Source organism: Pseudomonas sp. 2FE (assembly GCF_005503735.1).
Classification (GTDB): Bacteria; Pseudomonadota; Gammaproteobacteria; order Pseudomonadales; family Pseudomonadaceae; genus Aquipseudomonas.
Genome location: NZ_SCMO01000006.1, coordinates 56,515 through 81,572, shown reverse-complemented (window position 1 = coordinate 81,572; position 25,058 = coordinate 56,515). Strand labels below are relative to the sequence as shown.

18 protein-coding genes are annotated in these 25,058 nt (G+C 64.4%); 5 read left to right on the top strand and 13 right to left on the bottom strand.

All coding sequences use genetic code 11. The features are described 5' to 3' along the window. Window positions 1-76: 76 nt before the first annotated feature. The 11 genes from purD to FFS12_RS11935 form a co-directional block, all read right to left on the bottom strand. Window positions 77-1,366, bottom strand: a complete 1,290-nt coding sequence (gene purD, locus FFS12_RS11985) for a phosphoribosylamine--glycine ligase (RefSeq protein ID WP_137887030.1) — start codon at window positions 1,364-1,366, stop codon at window positions 77-79. Window positions 1,367-1,603: 237 nt separating this feature from the next. After that, window positions 1,604-3,211: a bifunctional phosphoribosylaminoimidazolecarboxamide formyltransferase/IMP cyclohydrolase gene (purH, locus tag FFS12_RS11980; protein WP_137887029.1), complete on the bottom strand. Its 1,608-nt coding sequence runs from the start codon at window positions 3,209-3,211 to the stop codon at window positions 1,604-1,606. Between the two features lie 82 nt (window positions 3,212-3,293). Beyond that, a complete protein-coding gene (gene fis / locus FFS12_RS11975) occupies window positions 3,294-3,614 on the bottom strand; it encodes a DNA-binding transcriptional regulator Fis (protein ID WP_137818544.1) in 321 nt (106 codons plus the stop codon). Next, window positions 3,611-4,609 carry a tRNA dihydrouridine synthase DusB gene (dusB, locus tag FFS12_RS11970; protein WP_137887028.1) on the bottom strand — a complete coding sequence of 333 codons (999 nt, stop codon included), beginning with the start codon at window positions 4,607-4,609 and terminating at the stop codon, window positions 3,611-3,613. The genes fis and dusB overlap by 4 nt, the downstream gene beginning before the upstream one ends. 167 nt (window positions 4,610-4,776) lie before the next feature. After that, window positions 4,777-5,997, bottom strand: a complete 1,221-nt coding sequence (locus tag FFS12_RS11965; RefSeq protein ID WP_137887027.1) for a DUF3426 domain-containing protein — start codon at window positions 5,995-5,997, stop codon at window positions 4,777-4,779. Between the two features lie 121 nt (window positions 5,998-6,118). Further along, a complete protein-coding gene (prmA, locus tag FFS12_RS11960; RefSeq protein ID WP_137887026.1) occupies window positions 6,119-6,997 on the bottom strand; it encodes a 50S ribosomal protein L11 methyltransferase in 879 nt (292 codons plus the stop codon). 173 nt (window positions 6,998-7,170) lie between these two features. Further along, window positions 7,171-8,520 (bottom strand): acetyl-CoA carboxylase biotin carboxylase subunit, encoded by a 1,350-nt coding sequence (gene accC / locus FFS12_RS11955; protein ID WP_137818540.1) that lies wholly within the window; start codon window positions 8,518-8,520, stop codon window positions 7,171-7,173. Between the two features lie 17 nt (window positions 8,521-8,537). Continuing rightward, window positions 8,538-8,999 (bottom strand): acetyl-CoA carboxylase biotin carboxyl carrier protein, encoded by a 462-nt coding sequence (gene accB, locus FFS12_RS11950; RefSeq protein WP_137887025.1) that lies wholly within the window; start codon window positions 8,997-8,999, stop codon window positions 8,538-8,540. Window positions 9,000-9,024: 25 nt separating this feature from the next. Then, window positions 9,025-9,468, bottom strand: a complete 444-nt coding sequence (gene aroQ, locus FFS12_RS11945; RefSeq protein WP_137818538.1) for a type II 3-dehydroquinate dehydratase — start codon at window positions 9,466-9,468, stop codon at window positions 9,025-9,027. Window positions 9,469-9,645: 177 nt separating this feature from the next. Beyond that, window positions 9,646-11,430, bottom strand: coding sequence for a protein-disulfide reductase DsbD (locus tag FFS12_RS11940; RefSeq protein ID WP_137887024.1), 1,785 nt, complete (start codon window positions 11,428-11,430; stop codon window positions 9,646-9,648). Between the two features lie 313 nt (window positions 11,431-11,743). Then, entirely contained in the window at window positions 11,744-13,390 is a 1,647-nt protein-coding gene (locus FFS12_RS11935) for a diguanylate cyclase (protein ID WP_137887023.1), read from the bottom strand. 337 nt (window positions 13,391-13,727) lie between these two features. On the opposite strand from FFS12_RS11935, the gene FFS12_RS11930 reads away from it, so the two are divergent. From FFS12_RS11930 to speA, 4 genes are all read left to right on the top strand, one after another. Further along, complete coding sequence (locus tag FFS12_RS11930) at window positions 13,728-14,801, top strand: DUF2333 family protein (protein ID WP_137820388.1); 1,074 nt, start codon at window positions 13,728-13,730, stop codon at window positions 14,799-14,801. Window positions 14,802-14,804: 3 nt separating this feature from the next. Next, complete coding sequence (locus tag FFS12_RS11925; RefSeq protein WP_137820387.1) at window positions 14,805-15,353, top strand: NUDIX hydrolase; 549 nt, start codon at window positions 14,805-14,807, stop codon at window positions 15,351-15,353. A 199-nt stretch (window positions 15,354-15,552) separates the two neighbouring features. Continuing rightward, window positions 15,553-15,924, top strand: a complete 372-nt coding sequence (locus tag FFS12_RS11920) for a translation initiation factor Sui1 (protein WP_119953642.1) — start codon at window positions 15,553-15,555, stop codon at window positions 15,922-15,924. Between the two features lie 127 nt (window positions 15,925-16,051). Beyond that, window positions 16,052-17,965 carry an arginine decarboxylase gene (speA, locus tag FFS12_RS11915; RefSeq protein WP_137887022.1) on the top strand — a complete coding sequence of 638 codons (1,914 nt, stop codon included), beginning with the start codon at window positions 16,052-16,054 and terminating at the stop codon, window positions 17,963-17,965. A 57-nt stretch (window positions 17,966-18,022) separates the two neighbouring features. On the opposite strand, the gene FFS12_RS11910 is transcribed toward speA, so the two are convergent. Together FFS12_RS11910 and FFS12_RS11905 are read right to left on the bottom strand one after the other, a co-directional pair. Further along, complete coding sequence (locus tag FFS12_RS11910) at window positions 18,023-18,481, bottom strand: DUF2214 family protein (RefSeq protein WP_137887021.1); 459 nt, start codon at window positions 18,479-18,481, stop codon at window positions 18,023-18,025. Between the two features lie 68 nt (window positions 18,482-18,549). Next, window positions 18,550-19,893 carry an MATE family efflux transporter gene (locus tag FFS12_RS11905; RefSeq protein WP_137887020.1) on the bottom strand — a complete coding sequence of 448 codons (1,344 nt, stop codon included), beginning with the start codon at window positions 19,891-19,893 and terminating at the stop codon, window positions 18,550-18,552. A gap of 186 nt (window positions 19,894-20,079) precedes the next feature. Here FFS12_RS11905 and FFS12_RS11900 point away from each other — a divergent pair, with 186 nt between their 5' ends. Then, window positions 20,080-24,984 (top strand): alpha-2-macroglobulin, encoded by a 4,905-nt coding sequence (locus FFS12_RS11900; protein WP_137887019.1) that lies wholly within the window; start codon window positions 20,080-20,082, stop codon window positions 24,982-24,984. Window positions 24,985-25,058 lie beyond the last annotated feature (74 nt).

Genomic DNA, 25,058 nt, shown 5'->3' with positions numbered 1-25,058 from the left:
CTTGGCGGTAATACGCGGAAGGCAGCCAAATGGCTGCCTTGGCACGCCTTACAGCTTGTTCTATGAATTCAGGCGCTTAATCTTCGCCGCGCTCGCGGGCGATGGCCCGATAACCGATGTCGTGACGGTAGAAGCAGCCGTCCCAGTCGATCTTCGCCGCCAGCGCATAGGCCTGTTGCTGGGCCGCCGAGACAGTCTCGCCAAGGGCTGTGGCGCAGAGTACGCGGCCGCCAGAGGTGAGCACCTGGCCGTCCTGCAGCGCCGTGCCGGCGTGGAACACCTTGCCCTGGTCGCTGACGGCGGCGTCCAGGCCTTTAATCACCGCGCCTTTGGCGTAGTCGCCGGGGTAACCACCGGCAGCCAGCACCACCCCCAGGCTGGGGCGCGGATCCCACTGCGCCTCGATTTTATCCAGGGCTTCGGCCAAGGCGGCTTCGACCAGCAGCACCAGGCTCGATTGCAGGCGTAACATGATCGGTTGGGTTTCCGGATCGCCAAAGCGGCAGTTGAACTCGATGACTTTCGGTTTGCCGGCCTTGTCGATCATCAGCCCGGCATACAGGAAGCCGGTGTAGACATTGCCTTCGCTGGCCATGCCGCGCACGGTCGGCCAGATCACTTCGTCCATGGCGCGCTGGTGCACCGCGGCGGTGACCACCGGCGCCGGCGAGTAGGCGCCCATGCCGCCGGTATTCGGGCCGCTGTCGCCGTCGCCAACGCGCTTGTGATCCTGGCTGGTGGCCATCGGCAGCACGTTGTGGCCATCGACCATGACGATAAAGCTGGCTTCTTCGCCGTCGAGGAACTCCTCGATCACCACGCGCGAACCGGCGTCACCGAAGGCATTGCCGGCGAGCATGTCGCGCACGGCGTCTTCGGCCTCGCTCAGGGTCATGGCGACTATCACGCCTTTGCCGGCGGCCAGGCCGTCGGCCTTGATCACGATCGGTGCGCCTTTCTCGCGCAGGTAAGCCAGCGCCGGCTCGACTTCGGTGAAGTTCTGGTAGTCGGCGGTGGGGATGTTGTGGCGGGCGAGGAAGTCCTTGGTGAAGGCCTTGGAACCTTCCAATTGCGCGGCGCCGGCGGTGGGGCCAAAGCACTTGAGGTTGCGGCTGCGGAACAGATCGACCACGCCCGCCACCAGTGGCGCTTCCGGGCCGACGATGGTCAGGCCGACATTCTGCTCGGCAAAGTCAGCCAGCTGTTCCAGAGCCAGTACGTCGATGGCGACGTTCTCGCATTTGGCTTCGGTGGCGGTGCCGGCGTTACCCGGGGCGACGAAGACTTTTGCAACGCGCGGGTCTTGCGCAACCTTCCAGGCCAGGGCGTGCTCGCGGCCACCGCTGCCGATGATCAATACGTTCATGGGAACTCTCCTGCGAATATTGGACTTCGCGTTGGATCGTTGGGCTTCGCGGAACTCAGCCCAACCTACGCTCTACAAGTCAGAAAAACTGGCGACGTTTATCGAGGTCGCGATCAAGCGGGTAGATGCAAGGCGGAGGCGGTCTCGATGAGCGGAGTTGCCTTTTGGCAATGAGCATCAGCGGGACCGACTCCAACGCAGCAGATGCCTGCTTCAGCGCGGCCGCCCAGACAAAAATCAGTGACGGAAGTGGCGCATGCCGGTGAACACCATGGCGATACCGGCTTCATCGGCCGCAGCTATGACTTCGTTATCGCGCATCGAACCGCCGGGCTGGATCACCGCGGTGATGCCGACTTTGGCGGCGTTGTCGATGCCGTCGCGGAACGGGAAGAAGGCGTCCGACGCCATCACCGCACCCTGCACCTGCAAGCCGGCATGCTCGGCCTTGATCGCGGCGATACGGGCGGAGTTGACCCGGCTCATCTGGCCGGCGCCGACGCCAATGGTCTGGCGATTCTTGGCGTAGACGATGGCGTTGGATTTGACGTATTTGGCGACTTTCCAGGCGAAGATCAGGTCGTGGATTTCCTGCTCGCTCGGCGCGCGCTGGGTCACCACCTTCAGATCGGAGGCCGTGATCATGCCGATATCGCGGCTCTGTACCAGCAGGCCGCCGTTGACCCGCTTGAAGTCCCAGGCGGCAGTGCGCTCGGCGGCCCATTCACCGCATTCGAGCAGGCGCACATTGGCTTTGGCGGCGACCACGGCACGGGCTTCGGCGCTGATTTTCGGCGCGATGATGACTTCGACGAACTGACGCTCGACTATGGCTTTGGCGGTTTGCGCATCCAGCTCGCGGTTGAAGGCGATGATGCCGCCGAAAGCCGACTCGGTATCGGTGGCGTAGGCCAGCTCGTAGGCCTGGCGGATGCCGCCTTCGCTGTCGAGGGCCACGGCCACGCCGCACGGGTTGGCGTGCTTGACGATCACGCAGGCGGGCTTGACGAAGCTCTTCACGCATTCCAGCGCGGCGTCGGTGTCGGCCACGTTGTTGAACGACAGCTCCTTGCCTTGCAGCTGGATCGCGGTGGCGATGCTGGCTTCCACCGGCTTGGCCTCCACGTAGAACGCCGCGCTCTGGTGCGGGTTCTCGCCGTAGCGCATTTCCTGGGCCTTGATGAATTGACTGTTGAAGGTCCGCGGGAAGGCGCCACGCGCTTCGGTGCCCAGGGTCTCGGCGGCCTGGTTCACGGTGCCGAAGTAGTTGGCGATCATGCCATCGTAGGCGGCGGTGTGTTCGAAGGCCTTGAGCATCAGGTCGAAGCGCTGGGCGTAGGTCAGGCCGCCGGCTTTCAGGCTGTCCAGCACGGCGCTGTAGTCGCTGGCGTTGACCACGATGGCGACGTCTTTGTGGTTCTTGGCCGCCGAGCGGACCATGGTCGGGCCGCCGATGTCGATGTTCTCGATGGCGGTTGGCAGGTCGCAACCCGGTTTCGAGACGGTCGCTTCGAAGGGGTAGAGGTTGACCGCGACCAGGTCGATCGGCTTGATCCCGTGCTCGGCCATGATGGCGTCGTCGATGCCACGGCGACCGAGGATGCCACCGTGAATTTTCGGGTGCAGGGTCTTCACCCGGCCATCCATCATTTCCGCGAAGCCGGTGTAGTCGGCGACTTCCACGGCGGCCACGCCATTGTCCTTGAGCAGCTTGAAGGTGCCGCCGGTGGAGAGGATTTCGACCCCGAGGGCTGACAGCTCACGGGCGAATTCGAGAATTCCGGTCTTGTCGGAAACGCTGATCAGGGCGCGGCGGATGGGCAGGCGGGTGGTTTGGTCGGTCATCTCAATTTCCATCTAAAGCAGAGAAATCAGCAAAAAAGGGCGGCCCTCAACAGAGGCCGCCCTTCTTCGTTGGAATGCATGCTTACAGCAAATCGTATTGCTTGAGCTTCTTGCGCAGCGTGCCGCGGTTCAGCCCGAGCAGTTCGGAGGCCTTGGTCTGGTTGCCCTTGACGTAATTCATCACGGTCTCCAGCAGCGGTGCCTCGACTTCGGAGAGCACCAGGTTGTAGACGTCAGAGACATCCTGCCCATCCAGGTGGGCAAAGTAGTTGTGCAACGCCTTTTCCACATTGCCGCGCAGGGTCTGGCCCTCGGCGCTCGGCGTGTTCAGGTGCTGTTTCAAATTGACGTTATCGGTCACGGGTGCAGTTCCACTCACTAATGTCTCAGTCATCATCGTCATGCAGCGACCCCTTCTCCGTCGTTATGACGTTCGGCGAAAAACTGCCGAACGCTGGCGCATTGCACGTCCGTGTTCTCCAGACGATTGAATTGGGCGCGAAACTCCCTGGCGCCCGGCAGGGTGGCGAGGTACCAGCCGACATGCTTGCGGGCGATACGCACGCCCATCACGTCGCCATAGAAACTGTGCAGTTCGGCCAGATGCTCTAGCAGAATGCGTTCCACCTCGTGCAGCGTTGGCGCCGGCAATTTTACGCCGGTGCGCAGGTAATGCTCGATCTCACGAAAAATCCATGGCCGCCCTTGTGCGGCACGCCCAATCAGCAGGGCATCGGCACCGGTGGCGGCGAGCACGTGCCGGGCTTTCTCTGGCGAGTCGATATCGCCATTGGCAAACACCGGAATCGACACCGCCTGCTTGATCGCGGCGATGGTCTCGTACTCGGCCTCGCCGCTGTACAGATCCGCGCGCGTCCGCCCATGCACGGCGAGCGCCTGAATCCCCGATTGTTCGGCGATCTTCGCCACGGCGATGCCGTTCTTGTTCTCGCGATCCCAGCCGGTGCGGATTTTCAGGGTCACAGGGACATCCACCGCGGCCACCACGGCGTGTAAAATCGCGCTGACCAGCAGTTCATCCTTCAGCAGCGCCGAACCGGCCGCCTTATTGCAAACCTTCTTGGCCGGGCAGCCCATGTTGATGTCGATGATTTGCGCACCCAGTTCGACATTCGCGCGCGCGGCATCCGCCAGCATCTGCGGATCACCGCCGGCAATCTGCACCGAACGGGGTTCCGGGTCGCCGGCATGAATCAGCCGAAGGCTCGATTTACGGGTGTTCCACAGGCTCATATCGCTGGTGACCATCTCCGACACCACCAGACCCGCGCCAAGGCGGCGACAGAGCTGACGGAACGGGCGATCAGTGACTCCCGCCATGGGCGCGAGTATCAACTGATTGGGCAGTGTGTATGGACCGATGCGTACCGCCGACATGGGGCTTCCCTGCTGAAAAGGCGGATCTGGGAGTGCGAAAAAGGGTGGGCATAATACCCGCTCTCGAGGGCTGGATAAAGGCTGTTCTGGATAAATTATGAACAGTTGTTGGCGGCTCAGGGTGCCCGCGGATGGCCGTGAAAATGCCAAAAACCAGGGCGCGGCGGCTACTCGGGCGAGTGGAAGCTTAGGCTGTAATTCACGGCCTTGGTGCCTGGATCGAGAATGTCCAAGGAAATGTGGATCGGCGTTTGCGGTGGCATTTCGGCCTGACCGGCCAGCTCGCCCGCCAGATATTCGCTGGGCTTGAAACGACGACTGGCAAGCAGTTGGCCGTTGAGGTCGGCGAAGCGCATTTCCAGCAAGGGGAAGGGTTGGGCGAAAGGCGCACGGTTGTAGAGGATCGCGTCCACCACCAGGGCACCGGTGAACTCCGGGTGGCTGCGCACCACCAGGTTGCTGCTCTTGATCAGGCTGATCTCGACCTTGGATGGCAGGCTGCAGCCGAGGCTTGGGCAGAACTGCTCGAACCAGGGGCGGTACTGATCCTGACGCGCCAGTTCGTCGAAATGGTAGGCGATGTATTGGCTGGTCAGGGCGAGCGCGCCGATCAGGTTCAACAGGCCCCAGCCCAGCCAGCGGCCCCAGGGTTTGCGCTGCTCTTGCCAGTCGAGGTGCAGGGGCTCTTCGGTCAGATTGAACAGCCCTTCGTCACGCGGCCCAGGCTCGCTGCGGCCGGGGTTTTGCAGGGTTCTGACGGCGGCAAAGCTGCTGTCCGGATCGTCATGTTCGTCGGTGGCGGACAAGCCGGCCTCCGGTTCGTCGCGCTCGGCGCTGAGCTTGAAGTCGTGCTCCGGTTCCTCATCCGCGGCATCCGCGATGCCGCAGGGCTGCGCGGACTCATCGCTCGCCAGGCTGGGCGGCGGCGCTTCGGCTGGCGGCGCGGGGTGGTCCTTCAGGAGTGCCTCGGCCCAGTCTTCGTCGTCCTGCTCGCGCGCTTGTTCCGGCGCCTTGAGGAGGTCCTCGGCCGATTTCGGGCCGGGTTCCAGGGCGAGAAACTCTTGCGAGAGGTGCAGCTCCTGCTGTTCCTGCTTGGCCAGCTCTTCATCGAGGCTGTCGAGGTCGAGGTCGTCATGGATCCACAGCGTGTCGCCGGCGGCTTTGCCCGGCGGCGTGGCAGGACTGGCAGGGGGCGGCTGCGCGGCAGTCGGTGGCGGGCTAACGGCCGCTTTGGCGGCCGGTTGTGCGCCAACGAGCTGGACCGCGGCATTGAACACATGCAAACAGGCACCGCACCGCACCGCGCCATGGGCTGCGCCCAACTGCGCGCGACTCACGCGAAAGCTGGTGCGGCAATGGGGGCACTGGGTGACGAAACTGGCGGTCATGCGGCGATCCGGCGTTGTACGCGAGTCAATCGGGGCGGTTAGTCTAACTCAAGGCTACTGCGGATGGCGCCTCGGAGCCTGTTGATGATCTGCTGCGCTCGCGACGATCTTGAACAGGCTCTCAGCGGCGGCGCCCGGTGATGCGTACCCAGCCGTCTTTTTCTGCCGTGGGGTCCAGCTCGAAGGCGTCGCGGTAGGCCGCCCGCACTTCTTCCGCCTGTTCGGCGAGGATGCCCGAGAGTGCCAGGCGCCCATGGGTCTGCACCAGCGAGGTGATTCGCGGGGCTAATTGCACCAGCGGACCGGCCAGGATGTTGGCGACCACCACTTCGGCCGGTTGTGGCGGCAGATCGGCCGGCAGGTAAAGCGGGAACAATGCCGGATCGATGCCGTTGCGCCCGGCGTTGTCGCGCGAAGCTTCCAGCGCTTGCGGGTCGATATCGGTGCCGACCGCCTGCTTGGCGCCCAAGAGCAGTGCGGCGATGGCGAGGATGCCGGAGCCACAGCCGAAGTCCAGCACGTTGCAACCCTGCAGGTCCTGGCCGTCCAGCCACTCCAGGCACAGTGCGGTGGTCGGGTGGGTGCCGGTGCCGAAGGCCAGGCCTGGATCGAGCAGCAGGTTGACGGCGTCCGGCTCCGGTGCGGCATGCCAGCTCGGCACTATCCACAGGCGTCGGCCGAAGCGCATCGGCTGGAAGTTGTCCATCCAGCTGCGTTCCCAGTCCTGGTCTTCGATGCGTTCGAGCTGGTGCGGCGGCAGCGGTGCGCCGGTCAGCAGTTCGAGGTGCGCGAGCAGGTTGGTTTCATCGGTGTCGGCTTCGAACAGGGCGAGCAGGTGCGTGTGCGACCAGAGCGGCGTGGTGCCGAGGTCCGGTTCGTAGATCGGCTGGTCTTCGGCGTCCATGAAGGTCACCGACACGGCGCCGACGCCGAGCAGGGCGTCTTCGTAGGTTTCCGCCTGTTCCGGGCTGATGGCGAGACGGACTTGTAACCAGGGCATGGGCAAACCTCTTGAACGATGACGCGGCTAGCCGATGGCGTGGGCTGGCGCAATTGGCGGGCAAGCTTACTTGAGGGGCGAACGGGCTTCCACTGCTATGGGTCAAGCTTGCGACGGGCTGAAATGACAAGGGCCGCCCGTGGGCAGCCCTTGTCATTTCAGCGACAGGTTACTCAGTGCTTATCCATACCCAGTTTCTTTTCCAGGTAATGGATATTGACTCCACCTTTGCAGAAGCCTTTGTCGCGAACCAGGTCGCGGTGCAGCGGGATGTTGGTCTTGATCCCGTCGACGACGATCTCGTCCAGCGCATTGCGCATGCGCGCCAGGGCTTCGTCACGGGTGGCGCCGTAGGTGATCAGCTTGCCGATCAACGAGTCGTAGTTCGGCGGCACGGTGTAACCGCTGTACAGGTGCGAGTCGACGCGCACGCCATTACCGCCCGGCGCATGGAAGTGCTTGACCTTGCCGGGGCTCGGCATAAAGGACGAAGGGTCTTCCGCGTTGATCCGGCATTCCAGCGCGTGGCCGCGGATCACGACGTCTTCCTGCTTGATCGACAGCTTGTTGCCAGCGGCGATGCTGAGCATTTCCTTGACGATGTCGATGCCGGTGACCATCTCCGACACCGGATGCTCCACCTGCACGCGGGTGTTCATTTCGATGAAGTAGAAATGGCCGTTCTCGTAGAGAAACTCGAAGGTGCCGGCGCCGCGGTAGCCGATCTCGATGCAGGCACGCACGCAACGATCCAGCACTTCGGCACGGGCCTTCTCGTCGATGCCCGGGGCTGGCGCTTCTTCCAGAACCTTCTGATGGCGGCGCTGCAGCGAGCAGTCGCGGTCACCGAGGTGGATGGCGTTGCCCTGGCCGTCAGACAGCACCTGCACTTCCACGTGGCGTGGGTTGGTGAGGAACTTTTCCAGATAGACCATCGGGTTGCCGAAGGCTGCGCCGGCTTCGGTGCGAGTCAGCTTGGCCGACTTGATCAGCTCTTCCTCGTCATGCACCACGCGCATGCCGCGGCCACCGCCGCCGCCGGCGGCCTTGATGATCACCGGGTAACCGACTTCGCGGCCAATCGCCAGGGCGGTTTCTTCGTCTTCCGGCAGCGGGCCATCGGAGCCCGGGACGGTCGGCACACCGGCTTTCTTCATGGCGTGCTTGGCCGAGACCTTGTCGCCCATCAGGCGAATGGTGTCAGCTTTCGGACCGATGAAGGCGAAGCCGGACTTCTCGACCTGTTCGGCAAAGTCGGCGTTTTCCGCGAGAAAGCCATAGCCCGGGTGGATCGCCGTGGCGCCGGTGACTTCCGCCGCCGCGATGATGGCCGGGATATGCAGGTAGGACTGGGCGGCAGAGGCCGGGCCAATGCACACCGTTTCGTCGGCCAGGCCCAGGTGCATCAACTCGCGGTCGGCCGTGGAGTACACCGCCACGGTCTTGATGCCCAGCTCCTTGCAGGCGCGCAGGATGCGCAGGGCAATTTCGCCGCGGTTGGCGATCAGAACTTTTTCCAACATCGCAGGCTCTCCGCGGTTCAAACGATGGTGAACAGCGGCTGGTCGTATTCCACCGGCTGGCCGTTCTCCACCAAGATGGATTCGATAACGCCGCTGGTTTCCGCTTCGATGTGGTTCATCATCTTCATCGCTTCGACGATGCAGAGGATGTCGCCTTTTTTCACGCTCTGACCGATCTCGACGAAAGCCGGCGCGGTCGGTGCAGGGGTGCGGTAGAAGGTGCCGACCATCGGCGAGCGCACCACGTTGCCGTTCAGCTTGGCGGCGGCCGGAGCGGCGGCTTCGGCGGCTGGCGCTGCGGCGACGGCAGCAGCGACTGGCGCCAGTGCGGGGGCGGCATACATTTGCGGTGCGGCGAACTGCGGTTGCTTGCCGTGGCGGCTGATCCGTACGGACTCTTCGCCCTCGCGGATCTCCAGTTCGTCGATACCGGATTCTTCCAGCAGCTCGATCAGTTTCTTAACTTTACGAATATCCATTAAGCAGCAACTCCCAAGGGTAAGGTCAGGGGCGTTCAAGTTGTTCCAGGGCAGCCTCCAGGGCCAGCCGGTAACCGCTGGCGCCAAGGCCGCAGATCACTCCCACGGCAACGTCGGAAAAGTACGAGTGATGGCGGAAAGCTTCGCGTTTGTGCACGTTGGACAGGTGCACTTCGATGAATGGGATGCTCACCGCCAGCAGCGCGTCACGTAATGCGACGCTGGTATGTGTAAATGCCGCCGGATTGATCAGGATGAAGTCCACTCCTTCGCCCGGTGCGGCGTGAATGCGCTCGATCAGCTCGTATTCGGCATTGCTCTGCAGATAGAGCAGGTGGTGGCCAGCCTCACGGGCGCGGCGCTCCAGATCGAGGTTGATCTGTTCGAGGGTGACGGCGCCATAGACGCCGGGCTCGCGAGTGCCCAGCAGGTTCAAGTTGGGGCCGTGCAACACCAGTAAGGTGGCCATATCGTTGTCTTCCATATTGTCACGCTGCGCAGGACTATGCCGCAGAGCGGTAAAGACTGTCTAGATGTCGGCAATAGCCCACACGATGGCCGCTATTTGCGGCAAATGTATGACGCTCTGCGTTAAAAGGCAGTTTTCAATGCAGCTGAGTCAAGCGCAGCGAGAGTGAACAGCTACTTAGCGGCTGCTGGCTTTGCGCAGCCGTTCGGCAAAGTTGCCCGCATCGATCTCACCTACGACACGTAAATCCGCCCATTCGTCACCTTGGGGCGAGAAAAATAGCAGCGCAGGTGGGCCGAACAGCTGGTAGCGATCGAGCAGGGCGCGCTGTTCGGGGGTACTTGCGGTCATGTCGAAGCGAATCAGTCGGTAGCCGGCAAGTTGGCGGACGACTTCCGGGGCGGTCAGCACTTCGCGTTCGATCACCTTGCAACTGATGCACCAGTCGGCATACCAGTCGAGCAGTAGCGGTTGCTTGGCAGCTTTGGCGGCGGCGAGGGCGGCATCCAGTTCGTTTGCGGTTTTAAGGGTTTGCCAGCTGCCACTGACTACCGTGCTGGCTGAGTTGCCGGCCAGCGATGGGCGGCCGAGCGGGTGCAGCGGATCGGATTCGCCTCGCAGCGCGCCGACCCAGGCACTCAGGGCGTAAGCCAGCAGAGCCAGGCCGGCCAATTGCGCCAAGCGCTGACGGGGTGACTTATAGCCGAACTCCAAGGCCCCGAGGAACAAGGCCACGCCGCCGGCCAGTAGGCCCCAGAGCGCCAGCGCCCAGGCACCGGGCAGCACGCGTTCGAGCAGCCAGACCGCCACCGCCAGCAGCAATACGCCGAAGGCGTTGCGCACTATGACCATCCAGATGCCGCTCTTCGGTAGCAGGGCGCCGCCACCGGCAGCGAAGAGCACCAGCGGTGCACCCATGCCGAGGCCGAGGGCGAACAGCTTGAGCCCGCCGCCGAGGGCATCGCCGCTGGCGCTGATATACAGCAGCGCACCGGCCAATGGCGCGGAAACACAGGGCGAAACCAGCAGGCTGGAAACCACCCCGAGCAGTGCCGCCCCCCACAGCGAACCGCCGCGGGTGTTGCCAGCCAGACGGTCCAAGGGCTCGCTGAGTAGACGCGGCAGGCGCAGCTCGAAGACCCCGAACATGGCCAGGGCGAACAGGCCGAAGAACAACGCGAAGGGCACCAGCACCCAGGCCGATTGCAGGCGCGCCTGCAGATTCAGTTCGGCGCCGAATACGCCCATCAGCGCACCGAGCAAGGCGAAGCAGGCGGCCATCGGCAGCACGTAGGCGAGTGACAGGCTCAAGCCGCGCAGGCCGCCGATCTGCCCGCGCAGCACCACCCCGGACAGGATCGGCAGCATCGGCAGCACGCAGGGGGTGAAGGTCAGGCCGAGGCCGGCGAGGAAGAACAGCGCCAGTTCGTGCCAATTCCAGCCGGCCGGCGGCACTGGGGGCGTGGCGGCACCGATAGCGACGGGGGCGCTGGCCGGGCTGTTATCCCCGATCTCCAGGCGTTCGGTTTCCGGTGGGTAGCACAGGCCCTTATCCGCGCAGCCTTGATAGGTCACCTGCAGGCTGAAGGGCAGTTGGTTCGGATTTTTCAGCGGCAACTCGACATCGAGTACCCCGTGATACACCTCGACCTCGCCGAAATATTGGTCTGTCTTCGCCTCGCCGGGTGGCAGTTGAGCCGCGCCGTTGGCGATATCCGCGGGTTCGATCCGAAACTGGAAGCGGTGGCGGTAGAGGTAATAGCCCTCGGCGGCGACGAAGCGCAGTTTGAGCGACTGGGCATTGCTGTCCACCAGGCTCAGGCGGAAGGCTTCGCGCACCGGCAGGAAGTCCGCGCTGTTGTTCAGCGGCGCACCGAGCACCGGGCTTGGGCGGTTGTCGAACAGGCCCGCGCTGGCAGGCAGGGCGAGCAACAGCAGGATCAGGCTGAGCAGGCGGCGCATGGAGGTCTCGCAAGTCGAAGATGGCGCAATGATAACGGAAAGCCGCCCGCTGCGACCGGGACACTGCCGGGAGGGTCGGGCCGCTGGCGCGAGCGCTGCTGAGCGTGGCATCGCTCGGGCGAGTTCCGGCTGCTGGGCGTGACCTGGGGTCGCAGTCTAAGAACTGGGGTTGTCGGTGGGGCGGGGCGCTCCAGGGCGTGCTGCGAGCACCAGAGAGTCGCCCCAGGACCAGGTGCGGCTCGACCGACGATGCAACGCTAGGCCTCTAAATTTATTGCGTTTGCAGTGTGGGCTGATGACGGCGTGAGGGGCGTCACGCTGTGGTCGATACGCGCTGCCGAGTCGGTGCGGTCTCGTCGCTGAAGACTTCCACGCGGTTGCGCCCGCCATGCTTGGCGACATACAGGGCCTCGTCGGCCTGTTTCGACAGCGTATTGATATCCATGCCCTCGTGCAGCTGGGCGATGCCACAGCTAAAGGTGCAGGACAGCTCCTGTGGCTGTGCCGGGTAGTGGATTTCGGCGAAACGTCGGCGGATTTCGTCGAGCACCTTGCGCGCGGTGCTGGCATCGGTGTCCGGCAACACCACGGCGAACTCTTCGCCGCCGTAACGGCCGATATGGTCGGTCTTGCGCAGGCGCTGCTTGAGGAACAGCGCCAGGCTCTTGATCACCCGGTCGCCCATCGGGTGGCCGTAAGTGTCGTTGACCTTTTTAAAGTGGTCGATATCGAGCATGGCGAAGGTCAGCGGCTGGCCATCGCGGCGGGCGCGCAGGCGCGAGTCGTCCAGCAGTTGGAGGATATGGGTGTGGTTGTACAAACCGGTCAGGCTGTCGCGCACCATCCGCGCTTTCAGGTTGCGCGCGCGGCTTGCGCGGTTACGCACGGTGGCGATCAGATGGCGCGGCTGGATCGGCTTGGTGAGGAAGTCGTCGCCGGCTTCGCTCATCGCCTCCAGCTGTTTGTCCAGATCGTCTTCGGCCGACAGGTAGATGATTGGCACGCTGACGTAGCGGTCGTTATGGCGGATCACCTTGGCCAGTTCGGTGCCGTTGCACTGCGGCATATACATATCGAGGATGATCAGGTCCGGCTGGAACTCGGCCAGCGCGGCCATCGCCTGGATCGGCTCGACCAGGGTGTGGGTGATGATGCCGGCGCCGTTGAGTACGCGCTCGGTATGCGTGGCCTGGGCGCGGGAGTCGTCGATGATCAACGCGCGGTAGGGCTCGTACTGCGCGACATGGGTGAGGATTTCGATCCGTTCCAGCAGGCTGGAGGCGTCCAGGCTGCCGGTGAAGAACGCCTGGCCGCCGGCGCGCACGGCTGCCAGACGGGTCGGGGTGTCGGTGTCTGCGTGGCTAAAGAACAGCAGCGGCAACTTCTGCTCCAGGTCTTGCTGAATTTCGGCCGCCAGTTGCAGGCCTAGGCCTGTGCCTGCGAAGTCGACTTCCATAAGGATGGCGGCCGGGTGGCGCTTGAGCATGGCGGCGCGAAAGGCCTCGGCGTGGTCGAACGGCTGGGCAATCAGGCCGAAGAACTCCAATTGCTGGGCCAGACGCTCGGCATGCTCAGTATCCTGCAAGGCCAGGTAGACCGGCTTGCGCAGCGGCGGCAGGAAGGTGTGTTCGAACGGGTCGCCATGCCGCAGGCCGGTACGCGACAGGCGCTGCATCAGTTGGTTGAGTTCGCTGATCAGGCTGCTGGTCAGGCGTCCGCGGTTGGCGCTGCTGGCCTCCAGGCAATTGGCGATGGCTTGTGCCAGTTGCGCGTGTTCGGCTTGCTCGAAGCGTTCGGCATAACGGCGCAGCCGCAGATTGGCCGCGGCCAGCTCCGCAGCGTTCCATTCGCTGTGCTGCAGCCGTTGCCAGACCTCCAGCACTTGCCGCGCTTGATGGATGACCCGTTGGGCAAAGTGGTGTTTGAGGCGGTCGCGACTGGGATCTTCTTGCTCGGTCATGGCCTGGCTTCTTCTTATTATGTTTATGTGCCGCCGCAGAGCGGCCCGGTGCTGGCGCTATGCCGCTACTGGTCTTTAGGTACGCTAGCACCGCCGAGCATTTGCCGCCAACCTTCGAGCTGCTGCTGGGCAGTTGCTTGGTTTACCTATCGCGGTATCCGTAGGCTGGGTTTCGCCAAAAAACGGCTCTACCCAGCCTAGGTTCTGCGCGAACTATAAGTTTGCGCTGTCGGCGCTGCGCATCGACTAGCGCTTCCCTTATAGTGCGAGGCAGGACGGCAACCCTGCAGCGGGGTTGTGCTCGAACAGCTGAATTCGATGATTGAAGGACATGGCCATGCTGAACTGGAAGAACCGCGCGGGCAGCTTGCGCGACAGTGTCGATGACTCGGTGGATGATGTGCGTAGCTACTTTGGCGGCCTCTGGCTCAGCCGGGCGCTGGGCTCGCTGCTGGGCCTCTATCTGCTCGTGGCGTTGGTGGTCGGCTGGTATTGGAACCAGGAACCTGAGCTGTTCCCGGTGCAACAGAATGCCCAGGCGGCCGCCGAGCAGGCGCAACGCCAGCTGGTCAGCGGTTACACCACGGTGGAAACCTTGAAACAGGTCGTCGGCACCCTGCTCGACAAGCCGGGCGGCTACCTGTCCAACGACCTCGCCCCGCCGGGTGTGTGGCTGGACAACATGCCGAGCTGGGAATACGGCGTGCTGGTGCAGGTGCGTGACCTGTCGCGGGCCCTGCGCAAAGACTTCGCCCGCTCGCAGACACAGTCCACCGAAGACCCTGATCTGGCCAAGGCCGAGCCGCGTTTCAACTTCGACAATAAAAGCTGGGCCCTGCCGGAGAGCGAGGCGGAATACCGCGAGGGGATCAGGTCGTTGGATCGCTACCTGGCGCGCCTGTCCGACCCGAGCCAGCCGAATGCGCGGTTCTATACCCGCGCCGACAACCTGAATAACTGGTTGGGCGATACCGCCACGCGTTTGGGCTCCTTGTCGCAGCGCTTGTCCGCCAGCGTCGGTCAGGTTCGCCTGAATACCGGGCTGAAGGACAATGCCGCGCCGGTCGCCGACGCTGAGGCGCCGGCGGTCAGCGAACAAGCCTATGAAACGCCGTGGCTGCAGATCGACAACGTGTTCTATGAGGCGCGTGGTCAGGCCTGGGCGTTGTCGCACTTGCTGCGGGCGATCGAGGTGGACTTCGCCGATGTGCTGGCGAAGAAGAACGCCGCCGTCAGCGTGCGGCAGATCATCCGCGAACTGGAGGCTTCGCAGGAGCCGCTGTGGAGCCCGATGATCCTCAATGGCAGCGGTTATGGTGTGCTGGCGAACCACTCGCTGGTGATGGCCAACTACATCTCGCGGGCCAATGCCGCGATCATCGACCTGCGTCAGCTGTTGAGTCAGGGTTGAGTCATGGGTTTTTCAGCCAGAGAGGCGGCCCACCGGGCGGCCTCCGATGCGGAACGCGTGGCCTGGGTCGACGAGGCCGACCGTCCGCTGGGCGGTATGCCGCGACTCGAGCTGCGGCGGCGCGGCCTGATCGGCCGTGGCACCTATATCCTGCTGTTCAATTCCGCCGGTGAGCTCTGCGTACATAGGCGCACCCTGAGCAAGGCGCTGTACCCCGGCTACTGGGACGTGGCCGCCGGCGGCATGGTGCTGGAGGGGGAAAGCTACGCCGAGTCCGCCGCCCGTGAGCTGGAGGAGGAACTGGGGGTGGCCGGTGTGCCGCTGATCGAGCACGCGCACTTTTTCTATGACGCGCCGGAAAGCCGGCTCTGGTGCACGGCGTTTTCCGCTGTGGCGGATGGGCCGCTGCGCTTGCAGCCGGAGGAGGTGCTGGAGGCGTGCTTCCTCCCTGTCGCCGAGGTCCTGGCGCAAACCCGGGAAAAGCCCTATTGCCCGGACTCCCTGGCCGCCCTGCAGCGCTATCTGGCCCGAGGTCGCCAATCCGCCGATTAATGGCGCAATTTCGCTCTTAGCATTGTTGGTTTTTGCCGTTACACTGCGCGGCTTTTCAAGCCTGAGCCTCCCGGCCCAGGTGCGCTGCCCCTGCCAGAGTGGGGCTTCGCGGCTGACCAGCGTCAGCCAGTCGCTTTCAGGTCTATTTCAATCATCAGCTGCCGAGATAGACCCTTCTGACCCCTACGAGGATAGCCCGGTGGTCAAGAAAGCTTCGTCCTTTGCCGCCCTTGGCGGTTTGGTGTTTTCCACCGATGCAGGCCGGCATTGCCCGGACTGCAGCCAGCCGGTGGATGCCTGTATCTGCAAGCAGAGTGTCATCCCCGCCGGGGATGGGATCGCCCGTGTGCGCCGCGAAACCAAGGGTCGCGGCGGCAAGACGGTGACCACAGTGAGCGGTGTGCCGCTGGCCGAAGAACCGCTCAAGGAGCTGGCCAGCCAGCTCAAGCGGCGCTGCGGCTGCGGTGGTTCGCTGAAAGACGGGGTCATCGAGATTCAGGGCGACCACGTGCAACTGCTGCTGGATGAGCTGATCAAGCACGGCTTCAAGGCGAAGAAATCTGGCGGCTAGCCCGGCACTTTCTAAACTTCTGCTTTGGGCCGTCGGTCAACACCTCAGTAATCGTCATTGCCAATGCTTATTCTGCTTCGGTCCGGCATGGTCGGAGCTTTTGATTTCTTGATAGAAGGGGACCTCGATGTCCGTACGACGCACACGTAAAGATGACGGCAGCCAGTGGACCGTAGCGGACAGCCGTAGCGTCTACGGCATTCGCCATTGGGGCGCCGGCTATTTCGCGATCAACGACGCGGGCCGCGTCGAGGTGCGCCCGAGTGGCCCGAACAGCGCGCCGATCGACCTGTTCGCCCAGCTCGACGAGCTGCGCAGCAGCGGTTTGTCGCTGCCCTTGCTGGTGCGCTTTCCGGACATTCTGCAAGACCGCGTGCGTCAGCTGACCGGTGCCTTCGACGCCAACATCGCCCGGCTCGAGTACCAGAGCCGCTACACCGCGCTGTACCCGATCAAGGTCAACCAGCAGGAAGCGGTGGTGGAGAACATCATCGCCACCCAGGACGTCTCCATCGGTCTGGAAGCCGGCTCCAAGCCCGAACTGCTGGCCGTATTAGCCTTGGCGCCTAAGGGCGGCACCATCGTCTGCAACGGCTACAAGGACCGCGAGTTCATCCGCCTGGCGCTGATGGGGCAGAAGCTCGGCCACAACGTCTTCATCGTCATCGAGAAAGAATCCGAGGTGCAGTTGGTGATCGAGGAGGCGGCCGAGTTGAAGGTCGCCCCGCAGATCGGGCTGCGCGTGCGCCTGTCGTCCCTGGCTTCGAGCAAATGGGCCGATACCGGTGGCGAGAAGTCCAAGTTCGGCCTGTCGGCGGCGCAGCTGCTGTCGGTGGTCGAGCGCTTCCGCGCGGCCAAGCTGGATCAGGGCATCCGTCTGCTGCACTTCCATATGGGCTCGCAAATAGCGAATCTTGCGGACTACCAGCACGGTTTCAAGGAAGCCATACGTTACTACGGCGAGCTGCGTGGTCTGGGCCTGCCGGTCGATCATATCGACGTGGGCGGTGGCCTGGGTGTCGACTACGACGGCACCCACTCGCGCAATGCCAGCTCGATCAACTACGACATGGACGACTACGCCGGCGTGGTGGTCGGCATGTTGAAGGAGTTCTGCGACGCCCAGGAGCTGCCGCACCCGCATATCTTCTCCGAGAGCGGCCGTTCGCTGACCGCGCACCACGCGATGTTGGTGGTGCAGGTGACCGACGTCGAGAAGCACAACGATGCTGTGCCGGTCATCGACGACCAGGACAGCCTGCCGGAAACCGTGCAATGGCTGGTCGACCTGCTCGGCCCGACCGATCTCGAGATGGTCACCGAAACCTACTGGCGCGCCACCCACTATATGAGCGACGTCGCCAGCCAGTACGCCGACGGCAAGATCAGCCTGGTGCAGAAGGCCCTGGCCGAGCAGTGCTACTTCGCCGTCTGCCGCCGGCTGCACAACTCGCTGAAGGCTCGCCAGCGCTCCCATCGTCAGGTGCTGGATGAGCTGAACGACAAGCTCGCCGACAAGTACATCTGCAACTTCTCGGTGTTCCAGAGCCTGCCCGACACCTGGGCCATCGGCCAGGTGCTGCCGATTCTGCCGCTGCACCGCCTCGACGAAGAGCCGCTGCGCCGCGCGGTGCTGCAAGACCTGACCTGCGACTCCGACGGCAAGATCAAGCAGTACGTCGACGAGCAGAGCATCGAAACCAGCCTGCCGGTCCATGAAGTACGTGAGGGCGAAGACTATCTGCTGGGCATCTTCCTGGTCGGCGCCTATCAAGAGATCTTGGGCGACATGCACAACCTGTTCGGTGACACCGACTCGGTGAACATCTACCAGAACCCGGACGGCAGCGTGTACCACGCCGGGATCGAAACCCACGACACCATCGAGGACATGCTGCGTTACGTGCACCTGTCGCCGGAAGAGTTGATGACCCACTACCGCGACAAGGTCGCCAGCGCCAAGCTCAGCGCCGGCGAACGCACCCAGTTCCTCGACGCGCTGCGGCTGGGGTTGACGCGTTCGTCTTACCTGTCGAGCTGAGTCAGTTCCGCAGGCAGAAAAAAACCGACGCGAAGTCGGTTTTTTTCTGTTCGGAAATTACTGCCCCATCACCCCATAACCGCGCGCCATCAGGCTGGCCAACAGCGGCAGAATCAGCAGCAACAGCAGTTCCAGGCGAATGCTGATGATCGTCAGCTGGGCCTGCCGTGGGCCGATTTGCGGCACCTGGCCGGCCTTCAGCGCATTGCGCCAGTTGAGGAAGGTGAAGGTCGGCAGAATCGACAGCAGGGCGATTAGGATGAACAACCCCAGCTTGGCGTGGAACAGGCTGTTGTGCAGGTAATAGGCGGCGCCTTTGCCGTACCAGATGACTCGCGCCGCGCCGGTGGCCAGCACCAGGCCGGCCGTCAGGCCGTAGGCGATGTCGATGCGGATCAGGCTGCGGGCCCGCTGCAGATCCAGCGGCAGTTTGAACAGCCGATGCTCCAGCACCAGCAGGGCGAACAGCAGAAAGATCGACAGGTAATGCAGGTACGCGGCGATGGCTTGGGCCATGGGAACTCCTTTCAGGTCGTCACGGGGTTGGTGTTATTGATCGTTGGTAAACGCCGTAGCTAATCCTTTCAAGCGGGGGCCGCTCTAAGCCAAGCATCGTCACGGCTCAGGCGCCAGGCGAGCGCGCCGAGGCTCAGCCCGCGCAGCAGCATAAAGCCGAGAAACGCCAGCCACAGGCCGTGATTGCCCAGGCCTTGCAGGCTCCAGGCGAGTGGTAGGGCGAGCAGTACGCTGAGCAGCATGGCGTTGCGCATTTCCCGCGCCCGGGTGGCGCCAATAAACAGGCCGTCGAGCACATAGCTCCACACCGCAATCAGCGGCAGCAGCGCGAGGTAGGGCAGGTAGAGCTGGGCGGTGGCGCGCACCGTGGGGATGTCGCTTTGCAGCTGGACAAACAGCGGGCCGGCGAGCAGGAAGAACAGCGCGAAACCCAGGCTGGCCAACAGCGACCAGCCGCCGGCGACTATCAGAGAGCGGCGCAGTGCGATGCGATCGCGGGCGCCAATCGCATGGCCGCACAGTGCTTCCACGGCATGCGCCAGGCCATCGAGGGCATGGGCGGTGAGCAGCAAGCCGTTGAGCAGCAGGGCGTTGGCGGCGACAGTCGCGTCACCCAGGCGCGTGCCCTGTACGGTGATCAGCAAGAACACCAATTCCAGCGCCAGGGTGCGGATGAAGATGTCGCGGTTCACCGCCAGCAAGGGTCGCCAGTTCAGCCAGCGGCGTAGTGCGGCCCAGTCGACGTGGCCGGGATACCTGCGCAAGGCCTTGCGCGTCAGCACCAGGCCGAGCAGGGCGCCGCTCCACTCGGCCAACACCGAGGCGCGTGCGGCGCCGATCACGCCCCAGTCCAGGCCGAGGACGAACCACAGCGCCAGCAGCACATTGATCAGATTGGTGGTCAGCAGAATCGCCAGCGGCGCACGGGCGTTCTGCGTGCCGAGAAACCAGCCGACCAGCGCGTAGCTGGCCAGTGCGGCAGGCAGGCCGAACAGGCGGGTGGCGAGAAAGTCGCGGGTCAGTTGCTGCAACTCCGCCGAGGGCTGCATCAGGTCCAAGGCGCCGCCGCTAAAGGGCGCGGCCAGTAACCCCAGCAGCAGCGCCAGGCCCAGCGCCAGCAGCAGGCCTTGGCACAGGACCTGCCGCAATGCGCCGCCATCCCCGCGCCCGGCGGCCTGGGCGGCGAAGCCGGTGCTGCCCATGCGCAGGAAGCCCATGGCCCAGACCAGCAAGGTGTACAGGCTACCGCCGACCGCCACCGCCGCCAGTTGATAGGCATGCGGCAGATGGCCGACCACGGCGCTGTCGACCAGCGCCACCAGCGGCACCGAGAGGTTGGACAGGATCATCGGCGCGGCCAGCGCCCAGACTCGTCGGTGGGTCGGTGCGTGTTGCCAGGCGTCGCGCAGCATAAGAAGGGGCTCCTGAGGACGCCGCATTATAGGGGCGGCACGCCGCCGCGTGCGTGTTGAGGTGCCTGGGGGCGTCTGCTGGGATAACGCTTTTCTTATCCACCTGTGCTCTGGTTAACCGGCATCAGCGGTGCCGCTCGGCTATAGTTCTCGGCTTCCGTTTCCCCCGATATGTCGGAGCCCTAGATGCCGAAGAAAGGATTGCTTCTGGCCCTGGTCCTGAGCCTGCTCAGCGCCTGCGATTCTTCCACCCCCGAGCAGACTGCGAACAAGCCGCCAGCCGCCATTGTGCAGCAGGCGGCGCGGCCTGCCGCCGACCCGGCAGCGCTGGCCAAGCGCTACGCCGGTCGCGAGCTGACGGTGGTGGACGTCTCCGAGGTCCAGCTGGACGGCGCCAGCGCGCTGTCGGTGAGCTTCGGTGTGCCGCTCGATCCCGAGCAGAAGTTCGCCGAGCAGCTGCACCTGGTCGACAGCAAAAACGGCAAGGTCGACGGCGCCTGGGAGCTGTCCGACAACCTGATGGAGCTGCGCCTACGCCACCTGGAGCCCAAGCGCAAACTGGTGCTGACGGTGGACGCCGGCCTGCGCGCGGTGAACGACGCCACGCTGGCCGAGGACTTCATCAGCCAGCTGGAAACCCGCGACCTGGAGGCCAGCATCGGTTTCGCCAGCCGTGGCTCGCTGCTGCCGACCCGCCTGGCCGAAGGCCTGCCGGTGCTGACCCTGAACGTCGACAAGGTCAACGTCGAGTTCTTCCGCATCAAACCGCAAGCCCTGCCGGCCTTTCTCAGCCAGTGGGGGCGCGGCACCAGCCTGGGCACCTGGGAGGCCCGCGAGCTCTTGCCGCTGGCGGATCTGGTCTACGGCGGCCGCTTCGATCTGAACCCCGCGCGTAACACCCGCGAAACCTTGCTGCTGCCGATTGCCGGGCTGGAGCCGTTCAAGCAGCCCGGGGTCTACCTGGCGGTGATGCGCGGCGCCGGCACCTACCCCTATTCGCAGCCCGCCACGCTCTTCACCCTCAGCGATATCGGCCTGTCGGCGCACCGCTACCAGGAGCGCCTGGACGTCTTCACCCAGGCCCTGGAGGGCGGCAAGGCGCTGGACGGCGTCGAGCTGGACCTGCTGGATAGCTCCGGCCGCGTACTGGCCACAGGCAAGACCGATGGCGCCGGCCATGCCGAGCTGCCGCTGGCGCCTAAGGCCGAAGTACTGCTGGCCCGCCAGGGTGAGCAGACCAGCCTGCTGCGGCTAAACGCTGCGGCGTTGGACCTGGCCGAGTTCGATATCGCCGGGCCGCAGGCACACCCGCTGCAATTTTTCGTGTTCGGCCCGCGGGATCTCTACCGCCCCGGTGAAACCGTGCTGCTCAATGCCTTGCTGCGCGATGCCGATGGCCGCGCGGTGAAAACCCAGCCGGTGAGCGTCGAGGTGCGCCGTCCGGACGAACAAGTCAGCCGCAAATTCGTCTGGGAGGCGGACGCTTCCGGCCTCTATCAATATCAACTGCAACTGGCTGGTGAGGCCCCCACCGGGCGCTGGCAACTGCTGTTCGATCTCGGCGACGGCAAGCCGCAGCTGTATGAATTCCTGGTCGAAGATTTCTTGCCAGAGCGCCTGGCCCTGGAGCTGAAGGGCAGTGAGACGCCGTTCGCGCCGGCGGACAACGCCCAGTTCGGCGTTAACGGCCGCTACCTCTACGGCGCGCCGGCGGCGGGTAATCGCCTGAGCGGGCAACTCTATGTGCGCCCCCTGCGTGAAGCGGTTGCGGCGCTACCGGGTTACCAGTTCGGCTCGCTGACCGAAGAGGAACTGAGCCAGGATATCGAGCTGGACGAAACCGTCCTGGACGCCGATGGCGAAACCACCCTGGATATCCCAAGCAAGTGGGCCGAGGCCAAGTCGCCGCTGAAGTTGATCCTCCAGGCCAGCCTGCAAGAATCCGGTGGCCGGCCGATCACCCGGCGCCTCGTCCAGCCGGTCTGGCCGGCCGAGCGCCTGCCAGGGCTGCGGGGGTTGTTCGAGGGTGAGGAGATCGACGCCGATGGGCTGGCCGAATTCGAATTGTTAGTGGCCGACCCGGCCGGTAACAAGCTGGCTGCCGATAGTCTCAAGGTGCGCTTGATTCGCGAGCGCCGCGATTACTACTGGAACTACTCCGAGAACGACGGCTGGAGCTACCACTACAACGAGAAGTACCTGAACCTTAGCGAAGAGACCCTCGGCGTGCAGGCCGGCGGCACCGCCAAGGTCAGCTTCCCGGTCGAGTGGGGGCCTTATCGCGTCGAGCTGGAAGACCCGCAAACCGGCATCGTCAGCAGCCTGCGCTTCTGGGCCGGCTACCGCTGGCAGGACAACACCGAAGGCGGTGCGGTACGCCCCGACCAGGTCAAGCTGGCGCTGGATAAACCGGCCTATGTCGACGGCGACACGGCCAAGGTCAGGGTCACGCCGCCGTCGGCCGGCAAGGGTTATCTGCTGGTCGAGTCGAGCGATGGGCCGCTCTGGTGGCAGGAAATCGAGGTGCCGGCCGAAGGCAAAAGCTTCGACATCCCCATCGCCAAAGACTGGGCGCGGCATGACCTGTATGTCAGCGCCCTGATCATTCGTCCCGGTGAGCGTAAGGCCAAGGTCACGCCCAAACGGGCGGTCGGCCTGCTGCATCTGCCACTGGAGCGCGCGCCGCGCAAGTTGGCGCTGACGCTCACGGCGCCGGAGAAGATGCGCCCCAAACAGCCGCTGACGGTCAAAGTGCAGGCCAAGAATGCCGATGGCAGCGTGCCGAAACAGGTGCAGGTGCTGGTTGCGGCGGTGGATGTCGGCATCCTCAATATCACCGAATACCCGACACCGGACCCATACTCCAGCCTGTTCGGGCGCAAGGCCTACGGCGTTGACCAGCTGGATATCTATGGTCAGCTGATCGAGGCCGGTCAGGGCCGCTTGGCCAGCCTGGCCTTCGGCGGTGACGCGGCACTGGCCAAGGGCGGCAAACGCCCGGACACCAGCGTCACCATAGTCGCCCTGCAAAGCCAGCCGCTGAGCTTGAACGAACAGGGCGAGGGCGAAGTCAGCCTGGATATCCCCGAGTTCAATGGCGAGCTGCGGCTGATGGCGCAAGCCTGGACGGATGAACGCTATGGCGTGGCCGAGGGCAAAACGCTGGTGGCGGCGCCGCTGGTCGCCGAGCTGTCGGCGCCGCGCTTTCTCGCCGGTGGCGATGAAACCACGCTGGCGCTGGACCTGAGCAACCTCACCGATAAAACCCAGCAACTGGACGTGCAACTGAGCGCCGAAGGTCAACTGGACTTGGCGCAAAGCGCCGGCGGGCAAGTGGCGCCGCTGCAATTGAGCAAGGGCCAACGCATCACCCTACGCATTCCGGTGCGGGCCCTGGGTGGTTACGGACAGGGTCGTTTCAAGGTCACGGTGCAGGGCTTGGAGCTACCCGGTGAAAGCCTGCCGCCCTTTACCCGCGAGTGGACGCTGGGCATTCGTCCGGCTTACCCAGCGTTACTCAAACACTTCCGTGCGGTGCTCAAGGGCGAAACCTGGAGCCTGCCGGACGGTGCGCTCGATGCCTACGAGCCGGCCGGTCGTGAGGCGCTGTTGGCACTCTCGAGCCGCCCGCCGCTGAACCTCGGCGAGCAGATTCGCGCGCTCAAGGCCTACCCCTACGGGTGCCTGGAGCAGACCACCAGCGGCCTCTATCCGTCGCTGTACGCCGACGCCGCCAGCCTCAAGCGCCTCGGCCTGACTGGCGAGCCGGATGAACAGCGGCGCCAGTCGATCGAGCTGGGCGTCGAACGCCTGCTTGGCATGCAGCGCTATAACGGCAGCTTCGGCCTGTGGGGCGCCGACGGTGATGAGGAATATTGGCTGACCGCCTACGTCACCGACTTCCTCCTGCGGGCCCGCGAGCAAGGTTTCGCCGTGCCGCCAGAGGCGCTGAAAAAGGCCAACGAACGGCTGTTGCGTTACCTGCAGGAACGCAGCCTGATCGAGGTCAGCTACAGCGAAAACGCCGAACACACCCGCTTCGCCGTGCAGGCGTACGCCGGCTACGTGCTGGCGCGCAGCCAACAGGCGCCGCTGGGGGCTTTGCGCACGCTGTATGAACGCCGCGCCGAGGCCTTGTCCGGCCTGCCGTTGGTGCAGTTGGCGGTAGCCCTGCAGCAGATGGGCGATCAGCCGCGCGCCGACGACGCCCTGGCGGCGGGCCTGGCGCGGGCGCGTAAGGCCAATGACTGGCTGGCGGACTACGGCAGCCCGCTGCGCGATCAGGCGCTGATCCTGGCCCTGCTGGAAGAGCACGACCTGGCGGCGACCAGTCGCGAGGAACGGCTGTTCGCCCTGGCCGATGAGCTGGCGGCCAATCAGTACCTCTCGACCCAGGAGCGCAACTCGCTGTATCTGGCGGGCCGTGGCTTGCTGAGCAAGCCTGAACGCGACTGGACGGCGCAGCTGAGCACCGCTGGCGTTGCTCGGGTGCTGAGCACCGCCCAGCCGGCGCTGAAGCTGGAAGGGGCAGGGCTGGCCGCTCCGCTGACCTTGCACAACGCCGGCAGCGAGCCGCTCTACCAGCAGCTGACCCTCTCCGGTTATCCGTTGGCCGCACCGCCCGTCGGTGGCGAGAACCTCAGCATCCGCCGCGAGTACCTGGACATGGAGGGCCAGCCGCTGAACCTGGCGGCGCTGCAGAGTGGCGAATTGGTGCTGGTGCATCTCGCCGTGGAAGCCCAGCAGCGGGTGCCGGATGCCCTGGTGGTGGACCTGCTGCCGGCCGGCCTCGAGCTGGAAAACCAGAACCTCGCGCAGAGCGCCGCCAGCCTGGCCGACGCCAGCAGCGCGGTGAAGGAGTGGCAGCAGTCGATGCAGAACGCCAACCTGAAACACCAGGAGTTCCGTGACGACCGCTATGTCGCCGCGCTGGATCTGGGCGATTACGGCACCACCCATCTGCTCTACCTGGCCCGCGCCGTGACCCCCGGCCGCTACCGCGTGCCGCCGCCGCAGGTGGAGTCGATGTACCGGCCGAACTGGCAGGCACTCGGTGAGGCCCCGGCGGCGCTGGTGGTGAAGGAGCGCTAAGCCCGCCTCGACAAAAAGCCCGCCGCTCGATGATCGAACTGCGGGCTTTTTTGTGGGCGAGCACCCCAAGGGCT